The sequence below is a fragment of the Streptomyces sp. SCUT-3 genome, assembly GCF_014083985.1.
Classification (GTDB): Bacteria; Actinomycetota; Actinomycetes; order Streptomycetales; family Streptomycetaceae; genus Streptomyces_H; species Streptomyces_H thermolineatus.
On record NZ_CP046907.1, the window covers coordinates 1 to 26143 of the forward strand.

24 protein-coding genes and 7 pseudogenes are annotated in these 26143 nt (G+C 71.8%); 17 read left to right on the plus strand and 14 right to left on the minus strand.

Annotated elements, in window-relative coordinates:
* The first annotated feature begins 1146 nt into the window (after positions 1-1146).
* From GQS52_RS26900 to GQS52_RS27130, 4 genes and pseudogenes are all read left to right on the plus strand, one after another.
* The gene (locus GQS52_RS26900; RefSeq protein ID WP_220472717.1) at positions 1147-1695 is read left to right on the plus strand and encodes a hypothetical protein; all 549 of its coding nucleotides are present in this window, start codon (positions 1147-1149) and stop codon (positions 1693-1695) included.
* A gap of 387 nt (positions 1696-2082) precedes the next feature.
* Entirely contained in the window at positions 2083-2397 is a 315-nt protein-coding gene (locus GQS52_RS26905) for a hypothetical protein (RefSeq protein ID WP_220472718.1), read from the plus strand.
* Between the two features lie 28 nt (positions 2398-2425).
* Positions 2426-3222 (plus strand): annotated as a pseudogene (locus GQS52_RS26910) (tetratricopeptide repeat protein); the annotation flags it as partial.
* 120 nt (positions 3223-3342) lie between these two features.
* Positions 3343-3477 (plus strand): annotated as a pseudogene (locus tag GQS52_RS27130) (tetratricopeptide repeat protein); the annotation flags it as partial.
* Between the two features lie 535 nt (positions 3478-4012).
* Here the strand turns inward: GQS52_RS27130 and GQS52_RS00010 are convergent.
* Together GQS52_RS00010 and GQS52_RS00015 are read right to left on the minus strand one after the other, a co-directional pair.
* Positions 4013-4570, minus strand: coding sequence for a helix-turn-helix transcriptional regulator (locus GQS52_RS00010; RefSeq protein WP_182311065.1), 558 nt, complete (start codon positions 4568-4570; stop codon positions 4013-4015).
* A gap of 143 nt (positions 4571-4713) precedes the next feature.
* Positions 4714-4914: pseudogene (locus GQS52_RS00015) on the minus strand (DnaB-like helicase C-terminal domain-containing protein); the annotation flags it as partial.
* Between the two features lie 83 nt (positions 4915-4997).
* On the opposite strand from GQS52_RS00015, the pseudogene GQS52_RS00020 reads away from it, so the two are divergent.
* Both GQS52_RS00020 and GQS52_RS00025 read left to right on the plus strand, forming a co-directional pair.
* Positions 4998-5372 (plus strand): annotated as a pseudogene (locus GQS52_RS00020) (DinB family protein); the annotation flags it as partial.
* A gap of 46 nt (positions 5373-5418) precedes the next feature.
* A protein-coding gene (locus tag GQS52_RS00025) for an IS5 family transposase (RefSeq protein WP_182316116.1) occupies positions 5419-6218 on the plus strand; the annotation gives its coding sequence in 2 pieces (ribosomal slippage) (positions 5419-5758 and positions 5758-6218; 801 coding nt in all).
* A 120-nt stretch (positions 6219-6338) separates the two neighbouring features.
* Here GQS52_RS00025 and GQS52_RS00030 read toward each other — a convergent pair.
* Positions 6339-6551 (minus strand): annotated as a pseudogene (locus tag GQS52_RS00030) (XRE family transcriptional regulator); the annotation flags it as partial.
* 23 nt (positions 6552-6574) lie between these two features.
* Positions 6575-6808 carry a hypothetical protein gene (locus GQS52_RS00035; protein WP_182311066.1) on the minus strand — a complete coding sequence of 78 codons (234 nt, stop codon included), beginning with the start codon at positions 6806-6808 and terminating at the stop codon, positions 6575-6577.
* 564 nt (positions 6809-7372) lie between these two features.
* Here GQS52_RS00035 and GQS52_RS00040 point away from each other — a divergent pair.
* Positions 7373-8017, plus strand: coding sequence for a CBS domain-containing protein (locus GQS52_RS00040; RefSeq protein WP_182311067.1), 645 nt, complete (start codon positions 7373-7375; stop codon positions 8015-8017).
* Positions 8018-8225: 208 nt separating this feature from the next.
* Here the strand turns inward: GQS52_RS00040 and GQS52_RS00045 are convergent, their stop codons facing one another.
* The 7 genes and pseudogenes from GQS52_RS00045 to GQS52_RS00075 form a co-directional block, all read right to left on the minus strand.
* Positions 8226-8453: a helix-turn-helix transcriptional regulator gene (locus GQS52_RS00045; protein ID WP_182316117.1), complete on the minus strand. Its 228-nt coding sequence runs from the start codon at positions 8451-8453 to the stop codon at positions 8226-8228.
* 114 nt (positions 8454-8567) lie between these two features.
* Positions 8568-8630 (minus strand): annotated as a pseudogene (locus tag GQS52_RS27135) (hypothetical protein); the annotation flags it as partial.
* A gap of 170 nt (positions 8631-8800) precedes the next feature.
* Complete coding sequence (locus GQS52_RS00055; RefSeq protein ID WP_182311068.1) at positions 8801-9148, minus strand: hypothetical protein; 348 nt, start codon at positions 9146-9148, stop codon at positions 8801-8803.
* A gap of 301 nt (positions 9149-9449) precedes the next feature.
* On the minus strand, positions 9450-9665 hold the full coding sequence (locus GQS52_RS00060; protein ID WP_182311069.1) for a hypothetical protein: 216 nt from the start codon (positions 9663-9665) through the stop codon (positions 9450-9452).
* Between the two features lie 207 nt (positions 9666-9872).
* Complete coding sequence (locus GQS52_RS00065) at positions 9873-11297, minus strand: hypothetical protein (RefSeq protein ID WP_259370469.1); 1425 nt, start codon at positions 11295-11297, stop codon at positions 9873-9875.
* Positions 11298-11410: 113 nt separating this feature from the next.
* A pseudogene (locus tag GQS52_RS27140) lies at positions 11411-11751 on the minus strand (hypothetical protein).
* Positions 11752-13176: 1425 nt separating this feature from the next.
* On the minus strand, positions 13177-13761 hold the full coding sequence (locus tag GQS52_RS00075; RefSeq protein WP_182311071.1) for a hypothetical protein: 585 nt from the start codon (positions 13759-13761) through the stop codon (positions 13177-13179).
* A gap of 177 nt (positions 13762-13938) precedes the next feature.
* Here GQS52_RS00075 and GQS52_RS00080 point away from each other — a divergent pair, with 177 nt between their 5' ends.
* Positions 13939-16452 carry a DEAD/DEAH box helicase gene (locus GQS52_RS00080; protein WP_259370470.1) on the plus strand — a complete coding sequence of 838 codons (2514 nt, stop codon included), beginning with the start codon at positions 13939-13941 and terminating at the stop codon, positions 16450-16452.
* 297 nt (positions 16453-16749) lie between these two features.
* Positions 16750-17406 (plus strand): DUF6461 domain-containing protein, encoded by a 657-nt coding sequence (locus tag GQS52_RS00085; RefSeq protein ID WP_182311073.1) that lies wholly within the window; start codon positions 16750-16752, stop codon positions 17404-17406.
* A gap of 117 nt (positions 17407-17523) precedes the next feature.
* On the opposite strand, the gene GQS52_RS00090 is transcribed toward GQS52_RS00085, so the two are convergent.
* The gene (locus GQS52_RS00090; protein WP_182311074.1) at positions 17524-18051 is read right to left on the minus strand and encodes an IS5 family transposase; all 528 of its coding nucleotides are present in this window, start codon (positions 18049-18051) and stop codon (positions 17524-17526) included.
* A gap of 233 nt (positions 18052-18284) precedes the next feature.
* Here GQS52_RS00090 and GQS52_RS00095 point away from each other — a divergent pair.
* From GQS52_RS00095 to GQS52_RS00115, 5 genes are all read left to right on the plus strand, one after another.
* Positions 18285-19093, plus strand: a protein-coding gene (locus tag GQS52_RS00095; RefSeq protein ID WP_259370471.1) for an IS5 family transposase whose coding sequence is annotated in 2 segments (ribosomal slippage) — positions 18285-18618 and positions 18618-19093 — 810 coding nt in all. Because the reading frame shifts where the segments join, the coding sequence is not laid out codon by codon here.
* Entirely contained in the window at positions 19090-19359 is a 270-nt protein-coding gene (locus GQS52_RS26915) for a DUF6191 domain-containing protein (RefSeq protein ID WP_220472720.1), read from the plus strand. The genes GQS52_RS00095 and GQS52_RS26915 overlap by 4 nt, the downstream gene beginning before the upstream one ends.
* A gap of 87 nt (positions 19360-19446) precedes the next feature.
* On the plus strand, positions 19447-19683 hold the full coding sequence (locus GQS52_RS00105; RefSeq protein WP_259370472.1) for a helix-turn-helix domain-containing protein: 237 nt from the start codon (positions 19447-19449) through the stop codon (positions 19681-19683).
* Positions 19684-20028: 345 nt separating this feature from the next.
* The gene (locus GQS52_RS00110) at positions 20029-20379 is read left to right on the plus strand and encodes a YciI family protein (protein WP_182311076.1); all 351 of its coding nucleotides are present in this window, start codon (positions 20029-20031) and stop codon (positions 20377-20379) included.
* A 47-nt stretch (positions 20380-20426) separates the two neighbouring features.
* Positions 20427-21716 (plus strand): RNA polymerase sigma factor, encoded by a 1290-nt coding sequence (locus tag GQS52_RS00115; RefSeq protein WP_182316119.1) that lies wholly within the window; start codon positions 20427-20429, stop codon positions 21714-21716.
* Positions 21717-22013: 297 nt separating this feature from the next.
* On the opposite strand, the gene GQS52_RS00120 is transcribed toward GQS52_RS00115, so the two are convergent.
* Positions 22014-23009, minus strand: coding sequence for a helix-turn-helix domain-containing protein (locus tag GQS52_RS00120; protein ID WP_182311077.1), 996 nt, complete (start codon positions 23007-23009; stop codon positions 22014-22016).
* Between the two features lie 87 nt (positions 23010-23096).
* Between GQS52_RS00120 and GQS52_RS00125 the strand changes: the two genes are divergently transcribed.
* Positions 23097-23933, plus strand: coding sequence for a dienelactone hydrolase family protein (locus tag GQS52_RS00125; protein ID WP_259370473.1), 837 nt, complete (start codon positions 23097-23099; stop codon positions 23931-23933).
* Between the two features lie 312 nt (positions 23934-24245).
* Here the strand turns inward: GQS52_RS00125 and GQS52_RS00130 are convergent, their stop codons facing one another.
* Positions 24246-24947 carry a class I SAM-dependent methyltransferase gene (locus GQS52_RS00130; protein ID WP_182311078.1) on the minus strand — a complete coding sequence of 234 codons (702 nt, stop codon included), beginning with the start codon at positions 24945-24947 and terminating at the stop codon, positions 24246-24248.
* A 216-nt stretch (positions 24948-25163) separates the two neighbouring features.
* On the opposite strand from GQS52_RS00130, the gene GQS52_RS00135 reads away from it, so the two are divergent.
* Positions 25164-25694 (plus strand): hypothetical protein, encoded by a 531-nt coding sequence (locus GQS52_RS00135; protein WP_182311079.1) that lies wholly within the window; start codon positions 25164-25166, stop codon positions 25692-25694.
* A gap of 184 nt (positions 25695-25878) precedes the next feature.
* The gene (locus GQS52_RS00140) at positions 25879-26097 is read left to right on the plus strand and encodes an EF-hand domain-containing protein (protein WP_182311080.1); all 219 of its coding nucleotides are present in this window, start codon (positions 25879-25881) and stop codon (positions 26095-26097) included.
* Positions 26098-26143: the final 46 nt, after the last annotated feature.

A 26143-nucleotide genomic window follows, 5' to 3' on the forward strand; every position in this document is an offset into this window, starting at 1 on the left:
GCGAGGCACCGCCGAGCCATCCCGTCCCCGGCGCAGCGCAGCGCTCCTCCCGGTCACCGCACGTCGCCCCCTACGCCCCGCTCCCACACCCCATCAGGCACAAGCACAGGGCAGACGTAAGGTGAGTCAGAGTTCCCGACAGCGTGGAAAACCGCCTCTGAGCTGCGGAAATGCCTGTGGTGGCCGCGCGGGGCCGGTACCCCAAAGACCACCCCGGTCGGAGCCCCAGTCGACACCGTGCAGGACACCCCCAAAGGGAACCCCAAAGCAGCCCGGTCCGCAGGCGGGCCGCGGAGGCGGGCCGGTGGCAGGATCGCAGCCGTCACGGGGAAGCGCCGACAGGCCGAGGGCGAGGCGTCCCGGAGGCTGAGGGGGAAGCAGGATGGGACCTGATCTTGCTGGAGTGCGGCACCATGGATGACAACCCGTCAGTGCCGTCTCCTTGCCGGCAGAACGGCGGGCGGAGGAACGGGGAGGGTGCCCATGGCACGGCATGGAAGATCACGGTGATCGTGGTTGCGGTGGCGGGTATCGCCTCGACACCACTGGTGTGGCTGCTGGACGACCCGGACACCGGGCAGCTGGTCGGCGCCTCGGTCCAGGCCGCTACCGGCATCGCCCGCCCTGCTGTGGGCCCTGCTCCAGCGGCCCCAGGCGCCGGGGCCGCAGGACACAGCCGTCGACACCGGAGCGGCCCGGGCCACCGGCGGAGCCAGCGCGAGCGGTGTACGTCGGCCCGGCGGCACCGGGGCGGTCCGCGCGGCCGAGCGGACCGGGGACGCCACCGCGCACGGCCCCGCAGCCACGCCAGCACCGCATCGACCACAGCTGACCCTCGTCATCCGCCCTTCCGTGCTCTGCTTTTTCATCCTGTTTTGTTCCGTTTTGGAGAAGGTCGTTCTGTCATGAGGTTCCGCAAGCGCCGGCCCGCGCCCGAAACCGGACCCCAGGACTACCGCGATGTGCCGGTGCCGTCGGTGACCGTCACCGACACCGGTGCCGCCGTCGCCGAGGACGGTGGTACGGCGGTGACCGGCCACCGCGGCCCGGTACCCGAGCAGAGCGGCCCCGTCGGCCAGGCCCGGTGCAGGTGGCCCGCAGCGGGTCGGCCGGCGCTTCGCACGGCAGCATCGCCGTCACCGAGCCTTGAGCGTCGGTGGCGACCTGACCGTGAACCCGGCACCGGTGCCGCGGGAGCCGATCTCCTGGCCGGTACTGATCGGCACCGTGCCGACCGAACCCTCCGCCTTCCAATCCCGCACCGATCTGCGCGAGAGGATCGACCGCGCGTGGGCCGACCACACTGCGGTGGTGCTGACCCAGGTCCTGGCCGGCGGCGGCGGGGTGGGCAAGTCCCATCTGGCCGCCGCCTGTGCCCGCCAGGCCCTGGCCCAGCGCACCGACCTGGTGGCCTGGGTCGATGCGAGCCAGGCCGACCGGCTCCTCTCCGCCTACGCCCAAGCCGCGCTCCGCGTCCACGCCCCCGACGCCACCGGCAGGACGCCGAAGCCGACGCCCAGGCATTCCTGGCCTGGCTGGCCACCACCGAGCGCACCTGGCTGGTCGTCCTCGACGACATCACCGACCCCACCGCCATCGGCCCGTGGTGGCCGCCGGCCCCGGCGGGTGGCGCCGGGCGGGTGCTGGCCACACCCGACGCCGCGACGCCCAACTGTCCCGGCGGCCGCACCGTGATCGACGTCGACACCTACACACCTGCCGAGGCCGTCGCCTACCTGCGCCAGCGTCTCGCCGACGCCGCGCGGCGCACCTGCTGGACGAGCAGGCCAGGGTGCTGGTCGAGGAGCTGGGGTGGTTGCCGCTGGCCCTGTCCCACGCCACCGCCTACATGATCAACGAAGACATACCCTGCACCGACTACCTGCGCCTCTTCACCGACCGGCAGCTGCGACTGGACCGGCTGCTGCCCGCCGGGGCCGACGGCGAGGGCTACGGGCGGCAGGTGACCACCGCGCTACTGCTCTCCCTGGACGCCGCCCAAGCCTGCGAACCCGCCGGCCTCGCTCTTCCCGCTCTGCGCCTGGCCGCCGTCCTCGACCCTGCCGGACACCCCCGAGACCTGTGGACCACCACCCCCGTCACCGAATACCTCACCACCCACCGCACCACACCCACCGAAACCGAACCCACTGGCACCGAGGCCGGGGCCGGGCCGGGGCCGGGGCCGGGGCCGGCCAGGGTGGGGAGGGCGCCGACCAGGCCGAGCTCCAGGAGAGGGTCGATGCCGGGCAGGCCCGGGCTGCACTGCGCGTCCTGCACCGCTACGGACTGCTCACCGACGACGCCCGGGCCGGAAACCGGGCCGTGCGGCTGCACGCCCTCACCGCCCGCGCCACCCGCGAAACCACCCCGACGCCGACACCCCCGCCATCGTGAGAACGGCTGCCGACGCTCTTTACGAACTATGGCCCGCAGAAGATCACAGCGACTGGGACCTGGCCGCCAGCTTGCGTGCCAACACCGACGCCCTGGCCGGTCACGCCGCGGACCACCTGTGGACCCCCGACGGCCACCCCGTCCTCCACCGGGCCGGGCGCAGCCTTCTCAACGCCGGCCTGTACGACGCCGCGGTCACCTACTGGGAACGTCTGGCCGCCCAGGCCGAGCGGGTCCTCGACCCGACCACCCCCACACCCTCAACACCCGCAACAACCTCGCCACCTCCTACCGGCAGGCCGGGCGCACCACCGAGGCCATCGCCCTGCTCGAGCAGGTCGCCGCCGACCGCGAGCGGATCCTCGGCCCCGACCACCCCCACACTCTCGGCGCCCGCGGCAACCTCGCCAGCTCCTACTGGCAGGCCGGGCGCACCAGCGAAGCCCTCGCCATCGAGGAGCAGGTCGCCGCCAGCAGCGAGCGGATCCTCGGACCCGACCACCCCCACACCCTCAACACCCGCAACAACCTCGCCACCTCCTACCGGCAGGCCGGGCGCACCACCGAGGCCATCGCCCTGCTGGAGCAGGTGGCCGCCGACAGTGAGCGGATCCTCGGACCCGACCACCCCCACACCCTCGGCGCCCGCGGCAACCTCGCCGCCTCCTACTGGCAGGCCGGGCGCACCAGCGAAGCCCTCGCCATCGAGGAGCAGGTCGCCGTCGGCAGTGAGCGGATCCTCGGACCCGACCACCCCGACACCCTCACTGCCCGCGGCAACCTCGCCGGCTCCTACCGGCAGGCCGGGCGCACCACCGAGGCCATCGCCATCGAGGAGCAGGTCGCCGCCGACAGCGAGCGGATCCTCGGACCCGACCACCCGACACCCTCGGCGCCCGCGCCAACCTCGCCACCTCCTACCAGCAGGCCGGACGCACCAGCGAAGCCATCACCCTGCTCGAACAGGCCGCTGCCGACAGTGAGCGGATCCTCGGACCCGACCACCCCCACTCTGTGGTGGTGGTAGAGGCGCTGCGGGTTTGGGTGCGGGAGGGGAAGCAGCGGGGGCGTCGGTCGTAGCGGGTGGTGGAGTGGGGGTGTCTTCGGTGAGGTCCTGGTCGAGCTGTCCCGTTTCTGCCCCGGCGCAGCGCAGTGCTCCCTGTTGCCGTGCCCTGCGTCTTCTGCCGGTGTGCCATCGCGGCGTCTGGGGCTTCGTGGGCGAGCGGGCCGGCGGACGGGCGGGGGCGCTTCCGTCGGCCCGGCGATCACCGACGACTGCGTCGGCCGGGCCCGTGTGGTGCTGTCGGACCGTTTCCCGATCAGCGTACTGACCGCCCTGCGCCGGGCCCGGCCGGCGCACCGGGCTCACTGCGGCGACAGTTGAGCCATGACCGTTCCCTCCATGGCTGCGTCGTCGGGAGACCTGCGCACCGTGCCGCGCGCAGGCACCACCCCTCACCGCACCGTCGCCTTCGACGGCGGCGCGGTGGGCAGGATTCGGCCCGCGCCGGTGCGGCGGAAACGGACTGGTGAGCGTGTAGAAAAGGCGGACGGGCCGGGGAATGCCCGGGGCCCGTTCGCCTTTTTTGTTGCTCGAATTCCTTGGGACGGAATGTCAGTAGGTGAGGTCGAGGTAGTCGATGTCGGTGAACTCCACGAGCAGGTCATGGGCGCGGCGGCCGACGTCTTGGAAGTACTGCTCCTGCAGGCCTTCGGCGACGATGTCGCGCAGTTGCTGCTCGGTCGCTCCGGTCGCCCGGGCGTGGAAGAGGCGGGCGGCGTAGGCGGGTGGGAGGTGTTGGGTGATGCGGCGGGTGCGGGCGTCGTCGGTGGTGCCGGGGGCGGCGGTGAAGCCGAACCGGGCCCGGGTCTCCACCGTGATGCCACCGGTGGTCGCGGCACGGGTGCGGGCATGCTTGCGGATACAGGGTTGCCAGTCCTTGCGGACCTCGGCCTCCAGGCGGGTGGCGACGGCCGGGGTGGGGTGCTTGCGCCGGCCGGCCAGGTAACGCTGGACGGTGCGCTGGGAGACGCCCAGGCGCTGCGCGACCGCCTTGGTGGAGCCCTTGGCCTGCTTGAGGAGGAAGCGCGTCTGCGCGGCCGCGGTCTTCGGAATCGGGCGGGTGAAGACCTCCTGATCGGCCTGGTCGAGGCTGTCGCCGATGATGCCCACGGGCAGGAGTGCTCCTTTCTTGGGGCGGCTGTGCGGCCCGCAGAGCACCGATTTCCCTCCCGGTCGACTTGGGGGGTGCTGGGAGGGGATCTTGGGGCGTCCTGCGGGCCGTCGGGCGGCTTGTCGGGGGTGGTCAGGGGTGGGGCTATGTCGACGAAGCGGGAGTAGTGCAGCTGGGCGGCCACCGTGATGGTGGCGGTGGGGCCGTTGCGGTGTTTGCCGACGATCAGGTCGACCTCGCCGGCACGGGGGGACTCCTTCTCGTAGACGCCCTCTCGGTGGAGCAGGAGGACCAGGTCGGCGTCTTGTGCGATGGCGCCGGATTCGCGCAGGTCGAAGACCATGGCCAGGCCTCGGCCCTGCCAGTCATCGCTGACCGCGTACGGGATCTTGAGGCCACGAACGGCCCATGGCAGGCTCATGCCGCATGTTCGATGATTTCGCGAAAGACAACCTGCACGGGAGACTGCGGCGGGACCGCGAGGCGCTGCTCTGGAAACTCGATGGCTTGTCTGAATACGACGCCCGCCGACCTTTGACAGCGACCGGGACCAACCTTCTCGGCCTGGTCAAACACGTGGCCACTGTCGAGGCCAGGTACTTCGGCGAGGTCTTCGACCGGCCTTCCTCGGAACCGCTGCCCCGGTGGCAGGACTCCGACGGCAGTGATCTGTGGGCGGCCGAGGACGAGACCCGCGATCAGATCGTCGGGTTCTACCGGCGCACGTGGGAACACTCGGACGCGACGATCACCGCGCTTCCCCTGGACGCCCCCGGCCACGTGCCGTGGTGGCCGGACCCTTAGAAGCCATCTCATTTGGCCCGGTAGGCTGCCGGCCGTGGTGGGAATGGTTGAGCGGCTGGTGCCGGACGAGTTGTGGGAGTTGTTCCAGCGGGTGGTGCCGGAGGCGCCGTCGCGGCCCCAAGGCGGCGGCCGGCGCCGGCACGGGGACCGTGAGGTGCTGGCCGCGATCATCTTCGTGGCGACGTCGGGCTGCACGTGGCAGCAACTGCCCGCGGCGTCGTTCGGGCCGTCCGGGGCGACGGCCCACCGCCGGTTTACCGAGTGGACCAAGGCCCGGGTGTGGGCCAAGCTGTACCGCCTGGTCCTGGACGAACTCGGCTCCCGCGGCGAGTTGGACTGGTCCCGGTGCGCGATCGACTCGGTGAACATGCGGGCGATGAAAAAGGGGACCTGACCGGTCCGAATCCTGTTGACCGGGGCAAGTACGGCTCGAAGATCCACCTGATCACCGAACGGACCGGTCTGCCCCTGTCCGTCGGGATCTCCGGTGCCAACACCCACGACAGCCAGGCCCTGATCCCGCTGGTCAAGGGCATCCCCCCGATCCGCTCCCGCCGCGGCCCGCGCCGGCGCAAGCCCGGCAAGCTCCACGCCGACAAGGGCTACGACTACCGCCACCTGCGCCAATGGCTGTCCGGGCGCGGCATCCGGCACCGCATCGCCCGCAAGGGCGTCGAGACCTCGCAGCGGCTCGGTCGGCACCGCTGGACCATCGAACGGACCATGGCCTGGCTCACCGGCTACCGGCGCCTCCACCGCCGCTACGAGCGCAAAGCCGAGCACTTCCTCGCCTTCACCAGCCTCGCCTGCACCCTCATCTGCTACCGCAGACTCGCCAAATGAGATGGCTTCTTAGACCGACAACCACTCACAACGCCGTCGATGACAACCAGCCCGCCTTGGTGACAGCTATCGTGCTTCGGCTCACATTTTCCCGTTGCTCGAATTCCTCGGGACGAAATGTCAGTAGGTGAGGTCGAGGTAGTCGATGTCGGTGAATTCCACGAGCAGGTCGTGGGCGCGGCGGCTGGCATCTTTGAAGTACTGCTCCTGGAGGCCTTCGGCGACGATGTCGCGCAGTTGCTGCTCACTCGCGCCGGTCGCCTGGGCATGGAAGAGGCGGTGGGCGTAGGCGGGTGGGAGGTGTTGGGTGATGCGGCGGGTGCGGGCGTCGTCGGCCCTGCGGGGACGGGGAGTGGTCATCGGACGGCTCCGGGACGGTCGGCGGCCAGGGCCAGCAGGACAGCGGCGGTGTCGGAGGCGGTGTCGGCCATGGCCTCCAGCGCGGCCAGGGCCCGGGCGCGCTGCTCGGTGGCGGCGCGCTCGTCGGCCTCTCGGCGGCGGGCCCGCTCGGCGCGGGTGCACGGCGCAGGGCCGCGGCGGCGGTCCAGGGCCTTGCCGCGTAGCGCGGCTTTGATCTGCTCCTGGGCCACCCGGGCTGCGGCCTCGGCCGCCGGATCCGCCGTCCGCTCCGCAGCAGGGACGGGGGCGGGCCGGCCGGAACGGCACGGCGGACAGTCATCGACGGGCCGGCCGGGTGGTACAGGCACCGCTCGCCCTCGACCGGACCGTGGGAGGACGCGGCGTTGAGGTGCCGTCCTCTGCGTCGTGCGTCAACGCACTGGGGCCGAGCCCGGCCTCGGGGCTGGTGAGGTCGTATGTTGAGGTGTCGCGTATTCGCGGCCGAAGCCAGCAGCGTCAACGATGCTGAGTGAGTGGTCAGGGGTGACCTGATCATCCCCGTCGACAAGCGCAGGGGCCGAGCGCCCGGCGTCGCCAGGACCTGCCGTGCGCTCGGCCGTGCTCCTGGCCGTGGGACGGCCGACCCTCCGCCAGGCCGAACATTACTGGTCGCCGGAGCGGCGCGGTGCTGTCATGGGTAGGGCGAGACGGCGTGGACGAGCAGGGCAGGGCCGCGGAGGCCGGCGTGCCGCACGTTGTCCGCCCGGGCGGTCCGGCTGCGGCCGCCCCGTCGCAAAGCGGAAGAGGCCGATGCCATGCTGCACCGTCGCACGGTCGGTGACGTGATGACCGAGGAGGTCGTCACCCTCCGCCCCGACACACCGTTCCAGGAGGTCGCCGCGTTGCTGGACGCGAACGACATCGTCGCGGCTCCGGTCGTCGACGACGACGGCGCCCCCGTCGGCGTCGTGTCCGCGTCCGACGTGCTGCGGCACGAGACCGGCATGCCCGATCCGCAGGGGCAGGACGGGAGCGACGAGCGCGCCTGGGGCAAGGCCCGGGCCCGGACTGCGGGCGCGCTCATGAGCAGCCCCGTCTTCACCGCCCGCGCCGACTGGACGATCCCCCGGGCCGCGCGGGAACTCCGCAAGCGGCACGTCAAGCAGCTGCCGGTGGTCGGCGACGACGGGCTCCTCACCGGCATCGTCAGCCGCAGCGACCTGCTCGACGCCTTCGTCCGCCCCGACGTCGAGATCCGCAACGAGGTCGAGCAGGACGTCCTGGGGCGCATCCTCGGCCTGGACGAGGGCACCGTCGCAGTCGATGTCCGGGACGGGGTCGTCGCCCTGCGCGGTCACGTCCCGGAACCGCGTCTCGTCCCGGTCGTCGTGGGCCTCTGCCAGGGCGTCGACGGTGTCGTCGCCGTGGATGCCCACCTCGCCGCCACCCGGACGGGCTAGAAGACTCATGAAAATCTTGGTGAGTGGCTGTCCGGCCGGAAGCCGGGCAGCCACTCCGGTCATCCGGTGGTCGTGCCGAGGTGCCAGGCGTTGTTGGTGTGGGTGAGACCGGGGTTGATCAGCCGGCGGAGACGCGGATGACTGTTCCATACCTGATTGCCCGATCGGGTGATTCACGGCGTGGTGCGCACCGGGACGGAGCGAGAGTTCAGGAAGTGGCCGTGCCGGGCGGGGTGTGGTCGTCACACAGGGCGCCCAGGAAGCGCTCGATGGGCACGTCGAAGGTGCGGGCGAGGGTGTGCCAGGTGGTGACACTGCCGGTGGTGCGGCCGTGTTCGAGGTCGATGAGAGTGCGCCGGGCAAGCCCGCTGCGGTCGGCGAGTTCGTCGAAGGTCCAACCGCGTTCGGCCCGCAGGCGCGCGAGCACGACGCGCAGCGCAGCTTCGCGCGGTCGGCGACGATGGCGGCGTAGTAGCCGGCGTTGGCCGCGGTGGGGGGTGGCCTCGATCAGTTGGTGGAGGTAGGCGGGGCAGTCGAGGCGGGCCAGGTCGCCGCGGCGCCCCAGTTCGGCGGCCACGGTGATCGGGTCGGCCGGCTCGTCCCGGCCGTCCAAACCGGTGATGGCGTCGTAGATCGTGGCGTGCGCCGGGCGGTAGAAGCCGGCGCTCCGGGAGCTTCGGTCTTTCCCGTGTCACCGGCCCTCCGGCCGCTTCCCCTCTACGGCAGGGTTCGGGTTCTGCGGCACCGGTTCGGTTCCGCACGTATGGTCGCGTCGGCATCGGCTCATGCGTCGGGTTCTCGCAGTTCGGTTATCTCACGGTCCCCGACCGTGATGCAGGTGAGCCGGGACGGCGCTTCCTCGTAACGCCAGTTGTCCGGGTCCGACAGGACGGAATCGACCTCGGGCGGTGGAATCTCCCGGCCCTTCAGGTCGGCGGGCCACTCCTCTCCTTGGAAGAGCTTGAGGAACCCCCGGGAGGACCACTGGGAGATCAGCCTGCGGAAGACCGGGATGTGCTCGGTCCACTCCTTCTCGTCCTCGCTGCGGGTGTAGTCCGCCAGGATCATCCACAGCGACGACGCCTCACTGGCGTTGACGTACAGGCAGTACTCCTCGTCCGACCAATCCACGACCTGCCTCCAATTTCTTCCTGCAGCGCGCCCCTTCCGGAAGGTGGCCCCTCCGGAGCCCCGTCCCTTCGTGGGGCGGGCGAAGCAGCATCCACGATCATCCCGGCAATGGTGAGGCAGCCGTCGACGATGCCCACGGGCAAGGGGTACTTCCTTCCTCGGGCTGGTTGTACGGCGTGCGGGGCGACAGTCTCCCTCACGGCTGTCCTGGGAAGGGACCGGGCCACCCGTAGCGATGTCGCCGGCGAGCAGGGCGGCGATCGTCCGGCGCGGCCGGGTGCGCGGCTGGTTACGGGTGGGGCTAGGAGCGGCGCAGGCGGCGGATTGCGGCGCGCAGGAGGAAGTAGAGGGCGGTGGCGGTGGCCCACAGGGCGAGGAACTGCCAGGCCGCCTTCGGGTCTTGCTGGTCCCAGACGATGGCGGTGACGGCGGGGCCGCCCAGCCACCATGTGATCAGCAGGATTCCGAGGAGTCCCTGCAGGAGGTGCTCCAGGAGGTCGGCGAGGAGCTCTTTCACGGTCGTGTCCTCCGTGCGGTCTTGATCGGGGGCGGGATAGTGGGGGTGACGGCCGTGGTTGTGTGGTGGCCGGGTGGGAGACTGAGCGGCCGTGATTGCGCCTTCCTCTCCTCGCCTGCATCAGGTCGAGGTCGTCGATGCGGCCGTGCGCGCCCTGGAGACGTCCACCGGCACGGTGGTTCCGGTGGTGGGGAATTTCCGGGTGGGTCAGCCGTCCAGCCCGGCTTCCCGTTTGCGTCGCCGCAGCGCGTGATCGCTGAACAGGTGCCGGCCGCGGTCGAGCAGCTCGCCCACCTCCGCGTCCCCGCACCGCACCTGCGCCGACGGATGCCAGCGCTGCACGGACTGCCTGGCCCAGGTGCGCAGCTTCACGTCCGAGTCCTCCAGCAGCCCGACCGCCGCTCGCAGCGCCACGACCCCGCCGTGTGCGTCGAGGAGCCGGAACGCGGCAACCCGGACATGCCGCGGGTACTCGGCCCCGGTGCGCTCCAGCAGCCGGCCGATGGGCAGTTGTTTCGTCGACGGCAGCAGGGCGACGGTTGTCTCGCGGACGACCGTGGGGGTCGGGTCGTCGAGCAGCGGCCACAGCCGTTCTGCGTCTGCGAGGTCCAGTGCTCGCAGCCCGGCCACCGCCTGCGCTCGCACTCCGGCTGCCGGGTGTGCGAGCAGCGGCCGCAGCAGACCGGCGTCCGCGCGGTTTCCGCACTCGGCCAGCCCGATGACCGTACCGGGCGGCAGCCCGGGGTCATCGGGTGTCGCGCACCGCTGCCAGTACCAGGGCGCCGGGTCGTCTCCGTGTTGTCGTACCACGTAGCGGGCGCAGGCGCGTACCAGTGCGGAGCGGTCGGCGAGGAACGGCTCCGCCTGCTTCGGTCGTCCCGCCCGCCGCAGCGCGGTGACGCCGGCCGAACGCGTGCGCGGGCTGCGTGCGGTCAGCAGGGGCGTGAGCACTTCGTCGTAGGTGCTGTCCTCGTCCTGCAGGGATGTGAGGGCCGCGGTGGCGCACAGGTCCTGGACCACCGTGTCCTCGTCCCGGGCGGCCGCACGGGCCAGCTCGGCGGGGCGGAGGAGCTGGTGCTCGACGGCCAGCCGGTATCCGAACCGCCTCACGAGGCGGTCGGGGTGGGCGAAGAGAGCGGTGAGCCCCCCGTGAGGTGCCCGGCTCAGGACCTTTCCGAGCAGCTCGACACCGAAGGTGCCCCGGTCGCGGCGGCCGACGCGCAGGATCAGCGGCGCGAGATCGACGGCGGTGTGCGCGTCCAGGACCTGGCGCAGCAGCTTTTGGGCGTGCTCGCGCACGGGTTCGGCCCAGTCGGCGCAGCGGATCACGATCAGCGGCAGCAGGGCGGGGTGCTGCGCCGCCCTGCGCACCGCTTCCTCGCGGATCCGCCCGTCCCGGTGGCACAGGGCGAGGGCGAGCCGGGACTCGCCCAGTTGTGTCAGGTCGGCGGGCAGCGGGGCGGTGTGTTCCCACTCCGGCAGGGGTTGCACCCGGTACCAGGCCACTTCCCGCGCTCCCGCGTCCAGCGCAAGCCAGTCACCGGGGTCGGCGACGACCAGCGCGTCCCGCAGCGGCGCACCTTCCGCCAGGCGCGCCGCCGCCGCTGTCCCGCCCCTGCGGTCCTCACGCATCCCCGCCCCCGCTCCTCCGGCCGTACCGGGGATCGTAGGGCGCGGGCTGCGCGCGGGTCGCGTGAAATATCGCCGGTGACCTTGTCGTGGTGCGCCCGGCCACCCGTAAAAGCCTAGGCCGTGTTGTGTAACGTGCCTCTCTGCCGGGTCGGCCGTCCGGGGAAGTCTCGGGCGGCTAGCCAGAGGATGAGGTCGTGGGCGATTTCGCCGATGTTTGTGTCGGTGGTGACCTTGTGTTCGCGTCGTGCGCTGTCGCGCAGGACGGTTTCGTAACCGCCTTCGTCGAGGACGGCCACGGAGGCGAACCAGGCGGGGTCGTCCTCGTCGGGCTGGATGACGACGAACGTGTTGTCGGAGTCGTTGAGTTCGCTGATCAGGTCGAACAGGGCATCTTCGGACGGGTCGTCGACATGGTCGCCGTTCTCCTGTCGGCGCAGTAGTACCCGGCGGCCACTGGACCTCTCCCCACGGTGTGCTGTCGACCGGCGTCGCCAGCATGCCATGGCTTCGTGTGCGGCGTGGCAGTTCCCTCTCGCGCCGGGACGAGGCGGGACGGGGGTTCAGGGCCGGGGGTTCAGGGCGGTGCAGGGCCCGGTGCGATGCCGGGTGTCGTCGGGGTGGGCGCTGCGGGTGCAGTCGGGTGAGGGCGTGGGGGGCTTCCTTGGCGGTGCCGGTGCTGCTCGATCCCGGTGAGACGCCGGAGGCGATGCTGACCTCGAACAGCTACGACGGGCCGGCGCGGCTGCTGGCCGCGTCGCGCGCCCACGACGCCCGGGTGGTGGAGGTGTCGCCCCGGCTGCAGGTCGCCGCCGGTGGCACCTTGGAGTCGGCGGAGCCGAGGTGCGGCAGGTGCCAGGGGCCTTCCCCCGGGGTGTGGTGGCACGGGGTGGTGGCTGTGGGCTGTCGGTCGGGCGAGGATGGTCCTCATGCGGCTTCCTCGCTCTTCCGATCCTGAACTGCTCGGTCTCATCGACCGTTACGTGAACCCGGCCGTGGGAGGAGTCGTGCGCTACTTGGGCCTGCTGCACGGCAACTTCGCACGGTGCCGGGAGGCCGACCGGACCGTTTTCCTTCAGGCGCTGGGGGTGGCAGCGCGTCGGACAACCGACGAGGAGCTGGAGGTTTTGCTGCAGAGCGAGTGGCGCTCGCGTCTGACCGCGGCCTGGTTGATCGGTGTCGACCGGCGCGCGTACTTCAGCGATGTCCTCGGTGACCTGCTGCTGGACAGCCAGTTGTGCTTCAGCGGTCAGGGCTGTGCCTTCGCGCTGGCCCGGTTCGGCAGCGCCGAGGACGCCGTATATCTGACTACCTACCTGGACCGCTGCCTGCGTAGGCCCGACTGCCGGTACGACCAGCACTGGGCCGTCAGCGCGCTGGCGCACATCGACAGCCGCTCGGGCACCGACCACGCGGCCGGTTTCCTCTCCCCGGCGGGCTGTGGCAGCAGTGGGCCCACGCCCAGCCCTCCCCTGCCGAACCCGCGGACCGGCGCGTCGACGGGCTGTGCGCCCTGGTGGACCGGTACACAGCGCTCCCCCGGTAGGGACGCCGCCGCAGCCACCGGCACCGACCGTGACCCGCCCACACCTTGCCCGGAAGCCGACGACCGGCCCGCCGTCGTCGACACGGCGGGCCGGTCGCCGGCTTCCGGGCCATGTGCGGCGCAGGTAGCGGGCTGCGGTGCGCAGGAGGAAGTAGAGCGCGGTGGGGGTGGCCCACAGGGCGAGGAGTTGCAGGGCCGCCTTCTGGACCTGCTGGTCCCAGGCGATGACAAGGACACGGCGGCGGACGGTTCCCTCGTCGAGCGTTCCGCGGAAAGACCCCAGTGCCTGTGCCGAGGAAGCCCGGTTCAGCCCCGACGCCGTCCCGACATGTGGCGCTACACCGCGTGCTCCAGTCCGCCACGGTCGTGCCCGAGGTGGTCCGCGGCCTGCTCGTACACCTCGCGCAGCTGTGCGTACTCCGTCACCTCGACGCCGGCCCCGCGGGCGAACACCCGCAGGTGCACGTCCACCGCGACGCCGGACCGGCCGGCCAGGGAGCCGAGGTGGTCGACGGTCTTCGCCCCGACCCCGTGGACCGCGCACAGCCCGGACCGATGGGCCTCCTCCTCCAACCACGCGCGCAGGTGGTCGCGGGTGTCGACCTCCGCCAGAGCCAAGTGCTCGGCCAGGGCCGTGACCATGGCCGGCTTGCGGGCATTGGCCAGGCGCAGCACGGTACCGAGATCCTCGGTGGCCAGACGTGCGCGGAAGCCGGTGACCGCGTGCGAGTCAGGCCACGCGGCCTGCAGTACGACGATCCGCAGCCGCACCACAGCCTCGCAGCGCAGGCCGGACTGGAAGACCGCGTCGCAGAGCACAGCACCCATGTGGGTCCAGCCCCCGGCGGGCGGAAAAGGCCCGTCGGCGAGGGCGGCCCGGACATGGGAGGCGAGCTTGAGGGCGGGATCCGGCGCAGTCATGGCGGCAGGACAGGAGTGCAGCAGGGCGTTGGGGGCTCGTTCCCGGGCTCTCGCGGTATCCGCCTTCCGGGCCCGGCCAGGCAGAGCCTGCGGTCGGGCCCGGCCGGGGGGCGCACAGGCGGCGAGGGGTTAGGCGGCGCACGGCCCGAGGGGTGGGAGGTGGAAGACTGGGCGGCTGTGTCTGCGCATCGTCTTCGCCCCCACCAGACCGAGGCCGTCGACGCGGCCGCCCGCGCCCTCCAACTGCCCACCGGCACGACTGCCCCGGCAGCAGGATTGCGGGCGCAGGTGGTCGCCGCCTGCGGAACGGGCAAGACGCGGATCGCCGCAGGGGTGGCCGAGCGGTTGCGAGCGAGTCGGGTGCTGGTTTTGGTACCGACGCTGGATCTGTTGACCCAGACGGTGGCCGCGTGGCAGGAGGCCGGCCGTGGCGGGGCCGTGGTGGGGGTGTGCTCGCTGCGCGGGGACACCGGGCCGGGCTTCCCCTCCACCACGGACGTCGGAGAGCTAGTGGCGTGGTGCAAGGGCCTAAAGCGGGTGACGGTCTTCGCCACCTACGCCTCCCTCGGGTTGGGCACCCTGGAGCGCGCCCACCGCGCCGGGCTGGAGGCGTGGGACCTGGTCGTCGTCGATGAGGCGCACCGCACGTCGGGGACGGCGGGCAAGCCGTGGGCTGCGGTGCACGACCAGCAGCGGGTGTCGGCGGTGCGCCGGTTGTACATGACCGCTACGCCGCGGTTGTGGGAGCCGGACGGGGACTGGGCCGGCGGTTCTGGTTCGGACGGCGGGAACGGGGCGAGCGCGCCGGAGGGTCGTCTGGTGGCCTCGATGGACGACGAGGCCGTGTTCGGGCCGGTGGTCTACGAGTTGTCGCTGTCCGAGGCGATCGAGCGGGGGCTGGTGGCGCCGTATCGGGTGATCTGCGTGGACGTCGCCGACCCCGCCTGGCAGGCCGCCGTCGCGTCGGGTGCGGACGTGCGGTCGGTCCAGGTGCGCGGGGCGCGGCTGGCGGCGGTGCAGACCGCGGTACTCAAGGCTGCGGCGGAGTACGACCTGGGGCGGGTCTTGTCGTTTCACCACCGCACCGCGGAGGCGGAGGCGTTCGCCGCCGGGCTGCCGGCGGTCGCCGAGCAGCTGTGGCGCCGGGAGCCGGGGCTGTACCCGAAGCCGGGTGGGACGTGGGCGCGGTGGTTGTGCGGGGAGCACGATCCGGCGTGGCGGCGGCAGGTGCTGGGTGAGTTCGAGACCGGCCTCACCAGTGAGGGTGATGTCGTCGAGCGGTGCGTGCTCTCGTCGGTGCGCGTGCTCGGGGAGGGCGTGGACACGCGGGCGTGTGACGCGGTGGCGTTCGCGGACGTGCGCGGCTCCATGCCGGACATCGTGCAGGCCGTGGGGCGCGCGCTGCGCATGCAACCGGGCCAGGACAAGGTCGCAAGCCTGGCCGTGCCGGTCCTCCTGGGCCCCGGTGAGACGCCGGAGGCGATGCTCACCTCGAACAGCTACGACGGGCTGGCCCGGCTGCTGGCCGCGCTGCGCGCCCACGACACCCGGGTGGTCGAGGCCCTGGCCGCACCGCAGGCCGCCGGCCGTACGGCCGGAGTCGACACAAAGGGACAGGAGGGTCAGGAGCAGGACGACGACCGGGGTGAGGGCGAGGGGCCGCGCGTGGGCCGGCCCGCCCGCGAACTGCTGGCCTTCTCCACCCCCCGGAACCCGGCGCTGCTGGCCCGGTTCGTCACGTTGCGGGTCCTGCGCCCGGAGCGCGCCGCCTGGCGGCGCGGCCTGGCCGCCGCGGTGGCCTACCACGGCGAGCACGGGGACCTGCGCGTGCCCTACGGGCACGTCGATGCGGAGGGGTTTCCGGTGGGGCGGTGGGTCGCCGAGCAGCGGCGGGCGCACGGCGCCGGGCGGCTGCCGGGCGGGCGGGTGGCCGAGCTGGAGGCGCTGGGCATGGTGTGGTCCCACACCGACGTCGCGTGGCAGGAAGGGCTGGAGGCGGCCCACAGATGGGCCGACCAGCACGGGGTCGGACTGGCCGCCCCGGCCGACGCCGTGTGGCGCGGCTACCCGGTGGGGGTGTGGCTGAAGAACCAGCGTGCTGCCGCGCGCACCGCCGACCAGATCACCCGGCGGCTCGAGGCCGGCCTGCCCGTCGACGGACACGCCGGCGCGCTGACCAAGGAACGCCGGGAGCAGCTGGAGGAGATCGACCCGGCCTGGTGCCCGGCCTGGCCCATCTCCTGGCAGCGGGCCTTTGTGCTGGCGCGGCAGTGGCGCGAAGCCGGCGGCGACCTGGCCGAGATCACGCCCGGGCAGACCGTGGGCGGTGAAGACCTCGGACGGTGGATCCGCGCGCAGCACACCGGGTGGGACAAACTCGCCGCGGCGCAGCAGTGGATGCTCGAACACGTCCTCGGCCTCGACCCCGACAGCGAGGAGAAGCAAGGGTCGCGTCGGACGTCGCACGCGGACAAGTTCGCGACCAACCTCGCCGCCGCCCGCCAATACCACGCCCGCGAGGGACACCTGCGGGTACCCCGCAAGCACATCGAGACCCTGGACGGCGTTGACGGGGGCGAGGGCCAGGCGGTCAAGCTCGGGGTGTGGATCAGCAACCAGCGCAGTCGGCGGGCCAAGCTGCCCGCCGAACGGGTCGCCGCACTGGACGAACTGGGCATGCGATGGGCATAGCACGTTGCTGGTGGCCCGGCGGCGGAAGAGGCAGTCGGGCTCACCACCTATGAGCTCATAACAAGATCTTGTTGAGGTGTCCTGGTCGAGCGTGGCAGGGGCTGATGCAGCCGCTCGCGGCCCTTTTTTGTATCCAGTTCACCGGGCAAGCCCTCCGGGGCGTCCTGCCCGGTACCGATCCCATCGGATGAACCAGGCATCATGATCCGGGCTCCTCGCCGTGCTTGGCACACTGCGGAGAGCCTGGAAGGCTCGCCCCTGATAAGTGATGCCAGGTGTGAATGACGGAGGCAGATCATGGACGCAGACGCGGGTTCGCTGGACTGGGCGAGGGCCTGGATGTGCGCTACGTTCACTCGCGGTCTCGCCCCCGAGGAGGTGTTCGTCCGCTACGGGGCCGATCCGAAGCAGGCGCGACTACTCGGCTGGGATGCAGCCTCAGAGCTACCCTCAGGTGAATCGGGTGACGGGATGGTCTCGCTGCTGCGGGCCGGCAGGATCGGTGGATGGGCCTTCTGCGTCGAGGAGGACGGCAGCATCGGCTTTGGGGAAGAATCGCTCGCTGCGCTGTCTCGGGGAACTGAGACGTACAGCGTGGCGACTACCGAGGGGATCGGCGTCTTCCAGTACTGGCGCGACGGCGAGTGCGTCGAGTACTTCGAGCCCGGCATGGAGCACAGCCGGTCCGAACCGCTCGGCCACTGGTGGGATCGAGTGGAAGAGGCGCTCGCCGCACACAAGGGTGAGGGCGCCGGGATGGCACCGGTGGTGGCGCTCGTACTCGACCACCTCGGCATTACTCTGGACGATGCGGCCCTCGCCGGGCCTTGGCCCAGCCTGACCCTCGCCGAGGACGACGCACCAGCAGCACCCCTGACCAATACCTACGCGGGTGAGGGGCCGGTTCCGCCTGGGACCGTCCTGGATTTCGGGCCTTCAAGTGGACTGTCCTGAACGGCAGGATCGCCTTTCGCCGCCCTGGACCACGACCAGCGCCTGGCCAACGTGCCGGGTGGCGACCGGAGAAGGACAGCGACACGGCGACCGGTCCGAGGGCAAGGCCAACGCGTATCAGCCCGGAGATTTCGTAACGCGATCAGATCCGGCCTTCTTGAGTCGTCTCCAGCAGATCAAGCCGCAGGCGAGTGAGACGAAGGCGTCGTGGAGTTCGGTGCGGCGTTCCCAGCGGACGGCGAGGCGTTTGAAGTGGTGGAGCAGGGCGAAGGTCTGCTCCACCACGTAGCGGAGCTTGCCCAGGCCCTTGATGTTCGGTGATCCCTTGCGGGAGATGACGGGCAGGATTCGCCGGTGACGCAGCTCGTCGCGGTTGGGGTTGGAGTCGTATCCCTTGTCACCGAGCAGGGCGTCAGGTCGGCGGCAGGGCCAGCCGGGGCGGCCCGCGACGGGTGGGATGCCGTCGACCAGGGCGAGGGTCTGGGTGACGTCGTTGACGTTGGCCGCGGTCGTGATGACTTTGAGCGGGGTGCCGCGTCCGTCGCAGATCAGGTGGTGTTTGCTGCCTGTCTTCCGCCGGTCGACCGGCGACGGACCGGTGTCGGCGCCCCCTTTTTCGCGCGGATGTGGGAACCATCCACGCACGCACGTGACCAGTCGAGTTCGCCGGCCGCGTTCAGCTCCACGAGCAGGACCCGGTGGAGCCGGTCGAAGACTCCTGCCTTCTGCCACCGGTCCAGGCGGCGCCAGCAGGTCTGCCCCGAGCCGAACCCCAGCTCCATCGGCAGGAGTTGCCAGGCTATGAGCTCGTAACACGATCTTGTTGAACTGCCCTGGTAGGCCGTGCCCGGTGTGACGATTCGGCCGTTCGAGAGGGTGTGACTACCCGGCCGTGGATCGTGGACGATGACCTGTGGGCGCTGATCGAGCCGCTCCTGCCACCCTGGCCCGAGAAGGCTCCCGGTCCACGGCCCGTGCCGGACCGGCTGTGCCTGCAGGGCATCCTCTACGTCCTGTACAACGACATCGCCTGGCAACTGCTCCCCCTTGAGCTGGGGTTCGGCTCTGGTCAGACCTGCTGGCGGCGCCTCGAGCGCTGGCAACAGGCCGGAGTCTTCGACCAACTGCACCGCGTCCTGCTCGCCAGGCTGCACGCGGCCGGCGAGCTGGACTGGTCCAGAGCATGCGTCGACGGTTCCCACGTCCGCGCCAAAAAGGGGGAGCCGACACCGGTCCGTCGCCGGTCGACCGGCGGAAGACGGGCAGCAAACACCACCTGATCTGCGACGGACGCGGCACCCCGCTCAAGGTCATCACCACCGCGGCCAACGTCAACGACGTCACCCAGACCCTCGCCCTGGTCGACGGAGTCCCACCCGTCGCCGGCCGCCCGGGCCGACCCCGCCGGCGCCCCGAGGCCCTCCTCGGAGACAAGGGCTACGACTCCAACCCCAACCGCCGCGAACTGCGCAAACGCCGGATCCTGCCGGTCATCTCCCGCAAGGGCAGGCCTAACATCAAGGGCCTGGGCAAGCTCCGCTACGTCGTCGAGCAGACCTTCGCCCTCCTCCACCAGTTCAGGCGCCTCGCCGTCCGCTGGGAACGCCGCACCGAGCTCCACGACGCCTTCGTCTCCCTCGCCTGCAGCCTCATCTGCTGGAGACGCCTCAAGAAGGCCAACTCATGATCGTGTTACGAGCTCTATGGCTTGTCCTCTTCGCATGGGTCGGCTGGCGTCGGCGCACGCACGGCGGCGGGGGCGCACCGGCCGTTGAGGCGTGGGACGAACTTTTCCATCCGTCACAGCGACACGTCCGACAAGAGCGGGAACGCCAACTCGTCCTCCAGGACGACGCCGACTCCGGTGCACCGCCCAGCTCTGTCGACCTCGACTCCGGCAAGGTGTTCATCCGCCCCGGGCAGGGCTGCGCGAGCAGGCATGACGCGTCCTGACGGCCCGCCACGTGACCTTGGCCGGGGCATCGACGTGCTGCTTGCCGGTCGGCGAACTGTCTCCAAGTCCTGATCTTGGAGGTGGTCGTGGGACGTCGACCGAGTGTGTTCGTCCGGCCGGTCGGCATGGAGGAGGGTCGGAGACTGCAGCGGATCGTCCGGACCGCGAAGGACCCGGTCCGGCTGCGCCGGGCGGTCGTGGTGCTGATGTCCGCCCAGGGCCGGACGGTCAAGGACATCACCACGCTGATGCAGGTCGGTGAGGACTACGTGCGCGATGTCGTCCACACGTTCAACGGGCGGCGGTCAGGCTGTCGCCGATGACACCCGCCGGCGAAGGGAGGCTCCTTCCCTGGGACGGCTGTAGGACCACAGGGCGTCGGGCTCCCTCAGCGCCTCCGGGAAGGGCCGGGGGCGGTCCCCCGGTCTCGTGCCGGCGGCGGACCGTCACGCGTCTTTTCCCTGACCGGCGGGAAGGCGGTCGACGGCAGGCGACGGCCGCCCCCGCCGGCACGAGACCGGCACCCAGCATCAGGCGGGCGCGCCTGGAGACGCCCGCTCGGCAGATTTTTTCGGGGAGGTGTCGATCCGGCCGCCCCCCCGTTCGTCGTCATGGTGTGCGGCGCCCCGCCGTGCGAGGGAACAACAGGACCTGACAGGAGTCGGACCGTGAAGTACATGCTGCTGATCAATGCCGCTGCGACGGACGAGGAGGGTGCGGCCGCGGAGTGCGGTGTCGAGGACTGGATGGTCTACGACAAGGAGATGAAGGACGCGGGGGTCTGGGTTTTTGGGGAGTCGCTGGCCGATCTGGTCACTTCCACCACGGTCCGGGTCGGCCGGGACGGCGGGCGGACCGTCACCGACGGGCCGTTCGCCGAGACCCGGGAGGTGCTCGGCGGCTTCTACGTCATCGACGTGCCGGACCTGGATGTCGCACTCGACTGGGCCGCCCGCTGTCCCGGCGCGCGCGGCAGCGGGTCGGTCGTGGTCCGTCCGGTCGCCGAGTTCGGGGCCTGACCGTGGAGGACGAGGAAGCCACCGACGAGGAGGGCACCGGGGCCGGGATGCCCGCCGGGCCGGGGCGCGCGTCGTCGGCCCGGTCGTCCGTGGAGTCGGTGTTCCGTGAGGAGCACGGCCGGCTGCTGGCCTCCCTGGTCCGCCGCTTCGGCGATCTCGACCTGGCCGAGGAGGTCGCCTCCGAGGCCGTGGAGGCGGCCCTGGTGCACTGGCCGGTCCGGGGCGTCCCGGCCAGGCCCGGGGCCTGGCTGCTGACCACGGCGCGGCGCAAGGCCGTGGACCGCTTGCGGCGGGACCAGGCGTACGCCGCCCGCCTGGCCGTGATGCAGGTGGAGACGGACCGGGCCGCTCCCGGGCCGCCCGCGGACGGTGACGGGGGCCTGCCCGACGACCGGCTGCAGATGTTCTTCACCTGCGCCCACCCCGCCCTCGCGGCCGAGGACCGCACGGCGCTGACCCTGCGCTGCCTGGCCGGGCTCACCACGCCCGAGGTGGCGCGGGCGTTTCTCGTGCCCACCGCGACGATGGCCCAGCGGATCGTCCGGGCGAAGAAGAAGATCCGCCAGGCCCGTATCCCGTTTCGCGTGCCCGGGGCCGACGAACTGCCCGAACGGCTGCCCGGGGTCCTGCAGGTCGTCTACTCGGTCTTCACCGAGGGGTACGCGGCCAGCTCGGGCCCACAGCTGCAGCGGCTCGACCTTACGCAGGAGGCCGTCCGGCTGGCGCGGATCCTGCGCCGGTTGATGCCCGCGGAGCGGGAAGTCGCCGGCCTGCTCGGGCTCATGCTGCTGGTCCACGCGCGCAGCGCGGCCCGGACCGGTTCCAACGGCGAGCTCGTACTGCTCGAGGACCAGGACCGCGGCCGCTGGGACCGCACGATGATCGAGGAGGGAAGCAGCCTGGCCCGCTTCGCGTTGAGCGGCGGACCGCCCGGCCCGTACGGGGTGCAGGCCGCCATCGCCGCCCTCCACGACGAGGCCACCGGCCTGGCGACCACGGACTGGCCGCAGATCACCGCGCTCTACGACGTGCTGCTCCGGCTCACCTCCTCCCCCGTCGTCGCCTTGAACCGGGCGGTGGCGGTGGCGATGCGTGACGGGCCGCAGGCGGGCCTGGCCCTGCTCGACGAGCTGGCCGACGAACCGGAACTGCGCCACTACCATCCCTGTCCGGCCGCCCGGGCGGACCTGCTGCACCGCCTCGGCCGCCTGCCCGAGGCCGCCACGGCCTACCGGCAAGCACTCGACCTGGTGGGCACCGAACCCGAACGGGCCCACCTGAGACACAGGCTGGACACGGTCCTGGCGGCCGGGCCGGACAGCGAAACCGGCACCTGACGGCACGACACCCCGACCGCCGGGGCGACGTGCGTCACCTGTCCGTGCCGGGCCGCCGGGGCGCACCGCCCCCGGCGGCCGGGCACGGAACCACAAGTGAACCTGCACCCTTTTCGGCCGCGTCCCGGCGAAGCGCCCGCGGCGCACCGCCTCACGGCGGTCGGGCCCGCTGCCCGTGCCGCCCGACGTCAGCAGCGGACCGCCCACGGTGCCGGTCCGCGCAGGCGGCGACCGCGGCGGCTGCCCGGATCGTGGTGCGGGCAAGTGCCGTGGTGTGTGCTGCGGCTGCGCCGTTCGTCAGGTCGATCCGGGGTGGGCGCGGCGGCGGCGGAATGTCGCGCGGTACTCCCCCGGCCGCCGGCCCGTGTGTCTGACGAAGATGCCGGTGAACGCCCCGGAGTCGCGGTATCCGACGTCGGCTGCGATGTCGGCGACGGTCCTGTCGGTCGTCTCCAGCAGGTGTTCGGCTCGGCGCACCCGGGCCGTCTGCAGGTACGCAAGTGGTGTCCGGCCGGTTTCCTCACCGAAACGACGGAGCATGGTCCTCGTGCTCACGTGGAACTCCCGGGCGAGGGCGGGCAGGTCGTAGCGGGCGCCGAGGTTCTGGTCGAGCCACCGTTTGACGCCGAGCGAGAACTCCCTGCCCACCGTGGGCAGGAGTTCCGGGTCGACGTAGGGAGCCTGTGTGGAGCGCGCATCGTCCACGAGCGCGATACGCGCGGTGCTGCGGGCGACGCGGTGGCCGTCGTGCTCCCGGACGAGCTGCAGGGCGAAGTCGTACATGGCGCTGAAGGCGGCTGTGGTCGTCACTCCCCGGTCGGTCACGACCAGGTGCTCCGGGCGCAGGCGCACGTCGGCGTACCGGTCGGTGAACCGGTCCGCGAACAGCCAGGACGTGGTCGCTTCGCGCCCGCGGAGCAGTCCGGCTTCGGCGAGCAGGAAGGCGCCCACGCAGATCGACACGACAGCGGTCCCGGAGGCCGCCTGTGATCGGATCGACGCCGTTTCCGGCTCCAGGTTCGCGAGTGTCGTGTCGAGGTCGAGCGTGGGCGAGAGTTCGAAGCCCGGCACGATCAGCACGTCCACCGGGCGGATCGCCGAGACGTCGAGGACCGAGCCGCCGGATGCGGTCACACGCCGTCGGGGCGAGACGACCGACGTCTCGTAGGTCGGTTGGACGGCCCCTTGCGCCGCGGCGACGTGAGTCGCCATCACCAGGAGGTCGGGGACTCCGAACACCTCCGAGGCGAAGCAGCCGGGGTAGGCCAGCACACCGATTCGCAGCGGGCTCATGCGGTTCCTCCGGCGTCTTTGAACGGGTGGCGGTATCGCCGGGACATGTGGCGATGTCGCCGCTTCTCAGGAGGGCGGCTGCTCGCCATGATCTCGGTCATGACAATCATGCGGGGGCAGAACGACCCCTTGGACGACTTCCTGCGGAGGACCGTCGGCGTCGACGGCGTCGAGAAAACCGTGTACGTCGCCGGGTCGGGGCCGGGCGTCGTCATCATGCCCGAGATGCCGGGGATCAGCCCCGACGTCGTGCGGTTCGCGCGGTGGGTGCGCGATGCCGGCTTCTGCGTGTACCTGCCCTCTCTTTTCGGTGTCGACGGTGCTTATCCGCTCGCCGAGGCGGGCGAGGCCGTCGTTCGACGCGCCTGTGTCAGCGCCGAGTTCCGGGCGTTCGCCGGGGGCGGCACCAGCCCCGTCGCCGCATGGCTGCGCGGCCTCGCCCGCCTGGCGCACGCCGAGTGCGGCGGACCCGGCGTCGGCGCCGTCGGTCTGTGCTTCACCGGCAACTTCGCCCTGACCATGGCGCTCGAACCCGCTGTCGTCGCACCGGTGGTCAACCATCCGTCGCTTCCGCTCGACGACCCCGGCGGTCTGGAGATCAGCGACGAGGACGCCGCTGCGGTGGCTGAACGCGTAGCGCGAGACGGGTTGAAGGTTCTCGCCTACCGCTTCGAGGACGACAGGTGGTGCACCGGTCAGCGGTTCGCGGCCTACCGGGCGCTGCTCGGGGAAGCGTTCGACGGCCGCGTGATCCAAGCCGGGACGGCGAGCACGAACCCCCCGCCGTTCTTCCGCGACGTCGTCGGCTGCGCCCACAGCGTCGTCACGGCGCACCTGGTCGACCAGGACGGTCACCCCACCGTGCAGGCCCGGAACGAGATCATCGCCTTCCTGGCCGAGCGGCTCGGGACGCAGCCGGAATGAGCCCCTGCCGCCCCGGCGGCCGGCAAGGCGACAGGGCGACAAGGATCCGTCGTTTCCCGATGCGATCCGGCCCTCGCCCCGGGGCCGCCCGGCACCGCCCCCTCGGCGACCGCTGGGGGCTGTCCCGTGAGCGGCTGCCGGCGTGCCGGGTGACCTGCGTGTTTGTCCGGTCGGTCGGAGAGAGTGGGGTGGTGGAGGGGGCGGTGCCGGGCACCGCGTGACGGACGACGCCGCCCGGAGACGGCGGTCGCGCAGGGTCCTTCCGGCTCTTCGCCCGGGCGAAGGCGTGCTCGCCTGAAGGGGGGACAGCGCTCAGGACGGGTGGTGCGCGCGCACCAGCAGGGTGTCGGCGGCGCGCGGCCCGCCGGTGGTGGCGGGCAGCACGTCGGTGGTGATCCTGGTGAACCCGGCCTCGCCGAGCAGTTCGGTCCACATGTGCGCCTGGAGTACCCAGCGGTGCATCGTGGCCGTCTCGCCGTCCGGCGTTCTCGCCGGGACGTCGGTGGGCCTCGCGTCGGGGCGGGCGGGCGCCCCGCCCAGGTGGTGGGCGAGGGTTGCGAACACCAGCCGCCCGCCCGGTCGCAGCGCGGCGGCCGCCGCCGGCAGCAGTTCGCGCGGGTCGGTGAAGTCCACGGCGCCGAAGACGCTGTAGAGCACGTCGCAGGTGCCGGTCGTCGCGTGCAGGTGGGACACGGCGTCGGAGGCGATGATGCGCAGGCGTGGCGCGAGGTGGGCGTACAGGCCGGTTGCCGTGGCGTGCTGGGCCGGTGAGGCGTCGACCGCGGCGACCCGGGCGGGCCGGTGGTGTGCCGCCAGGTGCGCGGCGTGCCGGGCCGTCCCGGCGCCGAGGTCGCCCACGTGCCGGCCGGTCAGGTCGCCCAGGACCTCCGGGCCGGGCCCGGCGTCCTGGCCCCAGTTCCAGTAGAAGGCCGGGGGGACGGCGCGGTCACTGCCGTCGCGGGTACGGCCGTAGTGGTGCCAAAGGTCTGGGGCGCGGGTGGTCACCCGCCCCATCCTGGCGGCCTGCCGCCCGGCTGCGGGCCGGTACGGGGAAGTTTCACCCGGGCGCATCTCGGGCCCGGCCCGGTTCGGCAGTTTCGGGGGCACCGGATGCCCGGCCGCCCGCCCGGACCGTGGGACCGTGCTCTCGCCGGCCAGAGGCGTTTTTCGCTTGCCCGGGCGCCTGTCGGGCAGTCAGCTCCTCGAAAGCGCGGGTTTAGGGTACGGCGCATGCAATCGCTGATCACTGCCGTTCTCGAACACGACGAGGCCGTCGACTTCCTGGCCTGGCCCGGCGACTTCGACCTCGACCTCGACCGGGGAGACCATGTCGAGGAGGTCCACCTCGCGTCGGGCGCGGCGCTGGAGGGCTTCGCGGGTGACGGGGCCGGGGGTACGTACTTCTTCTGCGGCGAAGGCGGCGAGGAGCGGCCGGTGCTGTATGCGGATTCCGAGGGCGGTGCGGCTCTGGTCGCGATCGGCTTGCCGGAGCTGCTGCGGCTCCTTCTGGTCGCGCCCTGGTGGCGTGACTGTCGCGCATTCACCGGGGAGGAGAGCCGGGAGCTGGCTGCCGACTACCTGGAGGACATGCCCGACCTGGTGGTTCGGCGGGACCGTGCGGCTGAGGCTCTCGGTATCGACCTTCCCTCCGAGGCCGAGGTCCTGGCCCGCCTGCACGAGGTCGCCACCCGGGCGGGCAGGGATTTCGTCCTGGTCTTCACGCCGGAGAACACGCCGTACACGCCACTCGTCAGGAGCTGAGTGGCATGCCCCTGTCGTCGTCGTTCCGAGGCCGTCGTTCGACGGGGCCGTGCGGCGTGGTCCTCGCCACGATGCGTGCGGGCCGCGGGCAGGCGTCCGGGCGGTCCGGGGGCAGCGCCCGCGTTGCCCCCGGAGGGGCGGATAGTGTGGGCCCGTCAGCGAAGATCGCAGGGAGACGGAGCACATGGCGGACATCGTGGAAACGGCGGCACGGAAGGTCTTCGAGCGGTACGACGTGGACGGGGACGGCCTGGTCACCGCGGACGAGTACCGGAAGGTCGTGACGGAGCTGGAGGGCTCCGCGATCACCGAGTCCGAGGCCCGGGAGCTGATCGATTCACTCGACACCAACGGTGACGGCCGGATGTCCTTCGAGGAGTTCTGGGCAGCCATGAACCGTTGACACCACCGGGCCCGGTACGCGAGCGTGCCGGGCCCGGCCGTTCCGC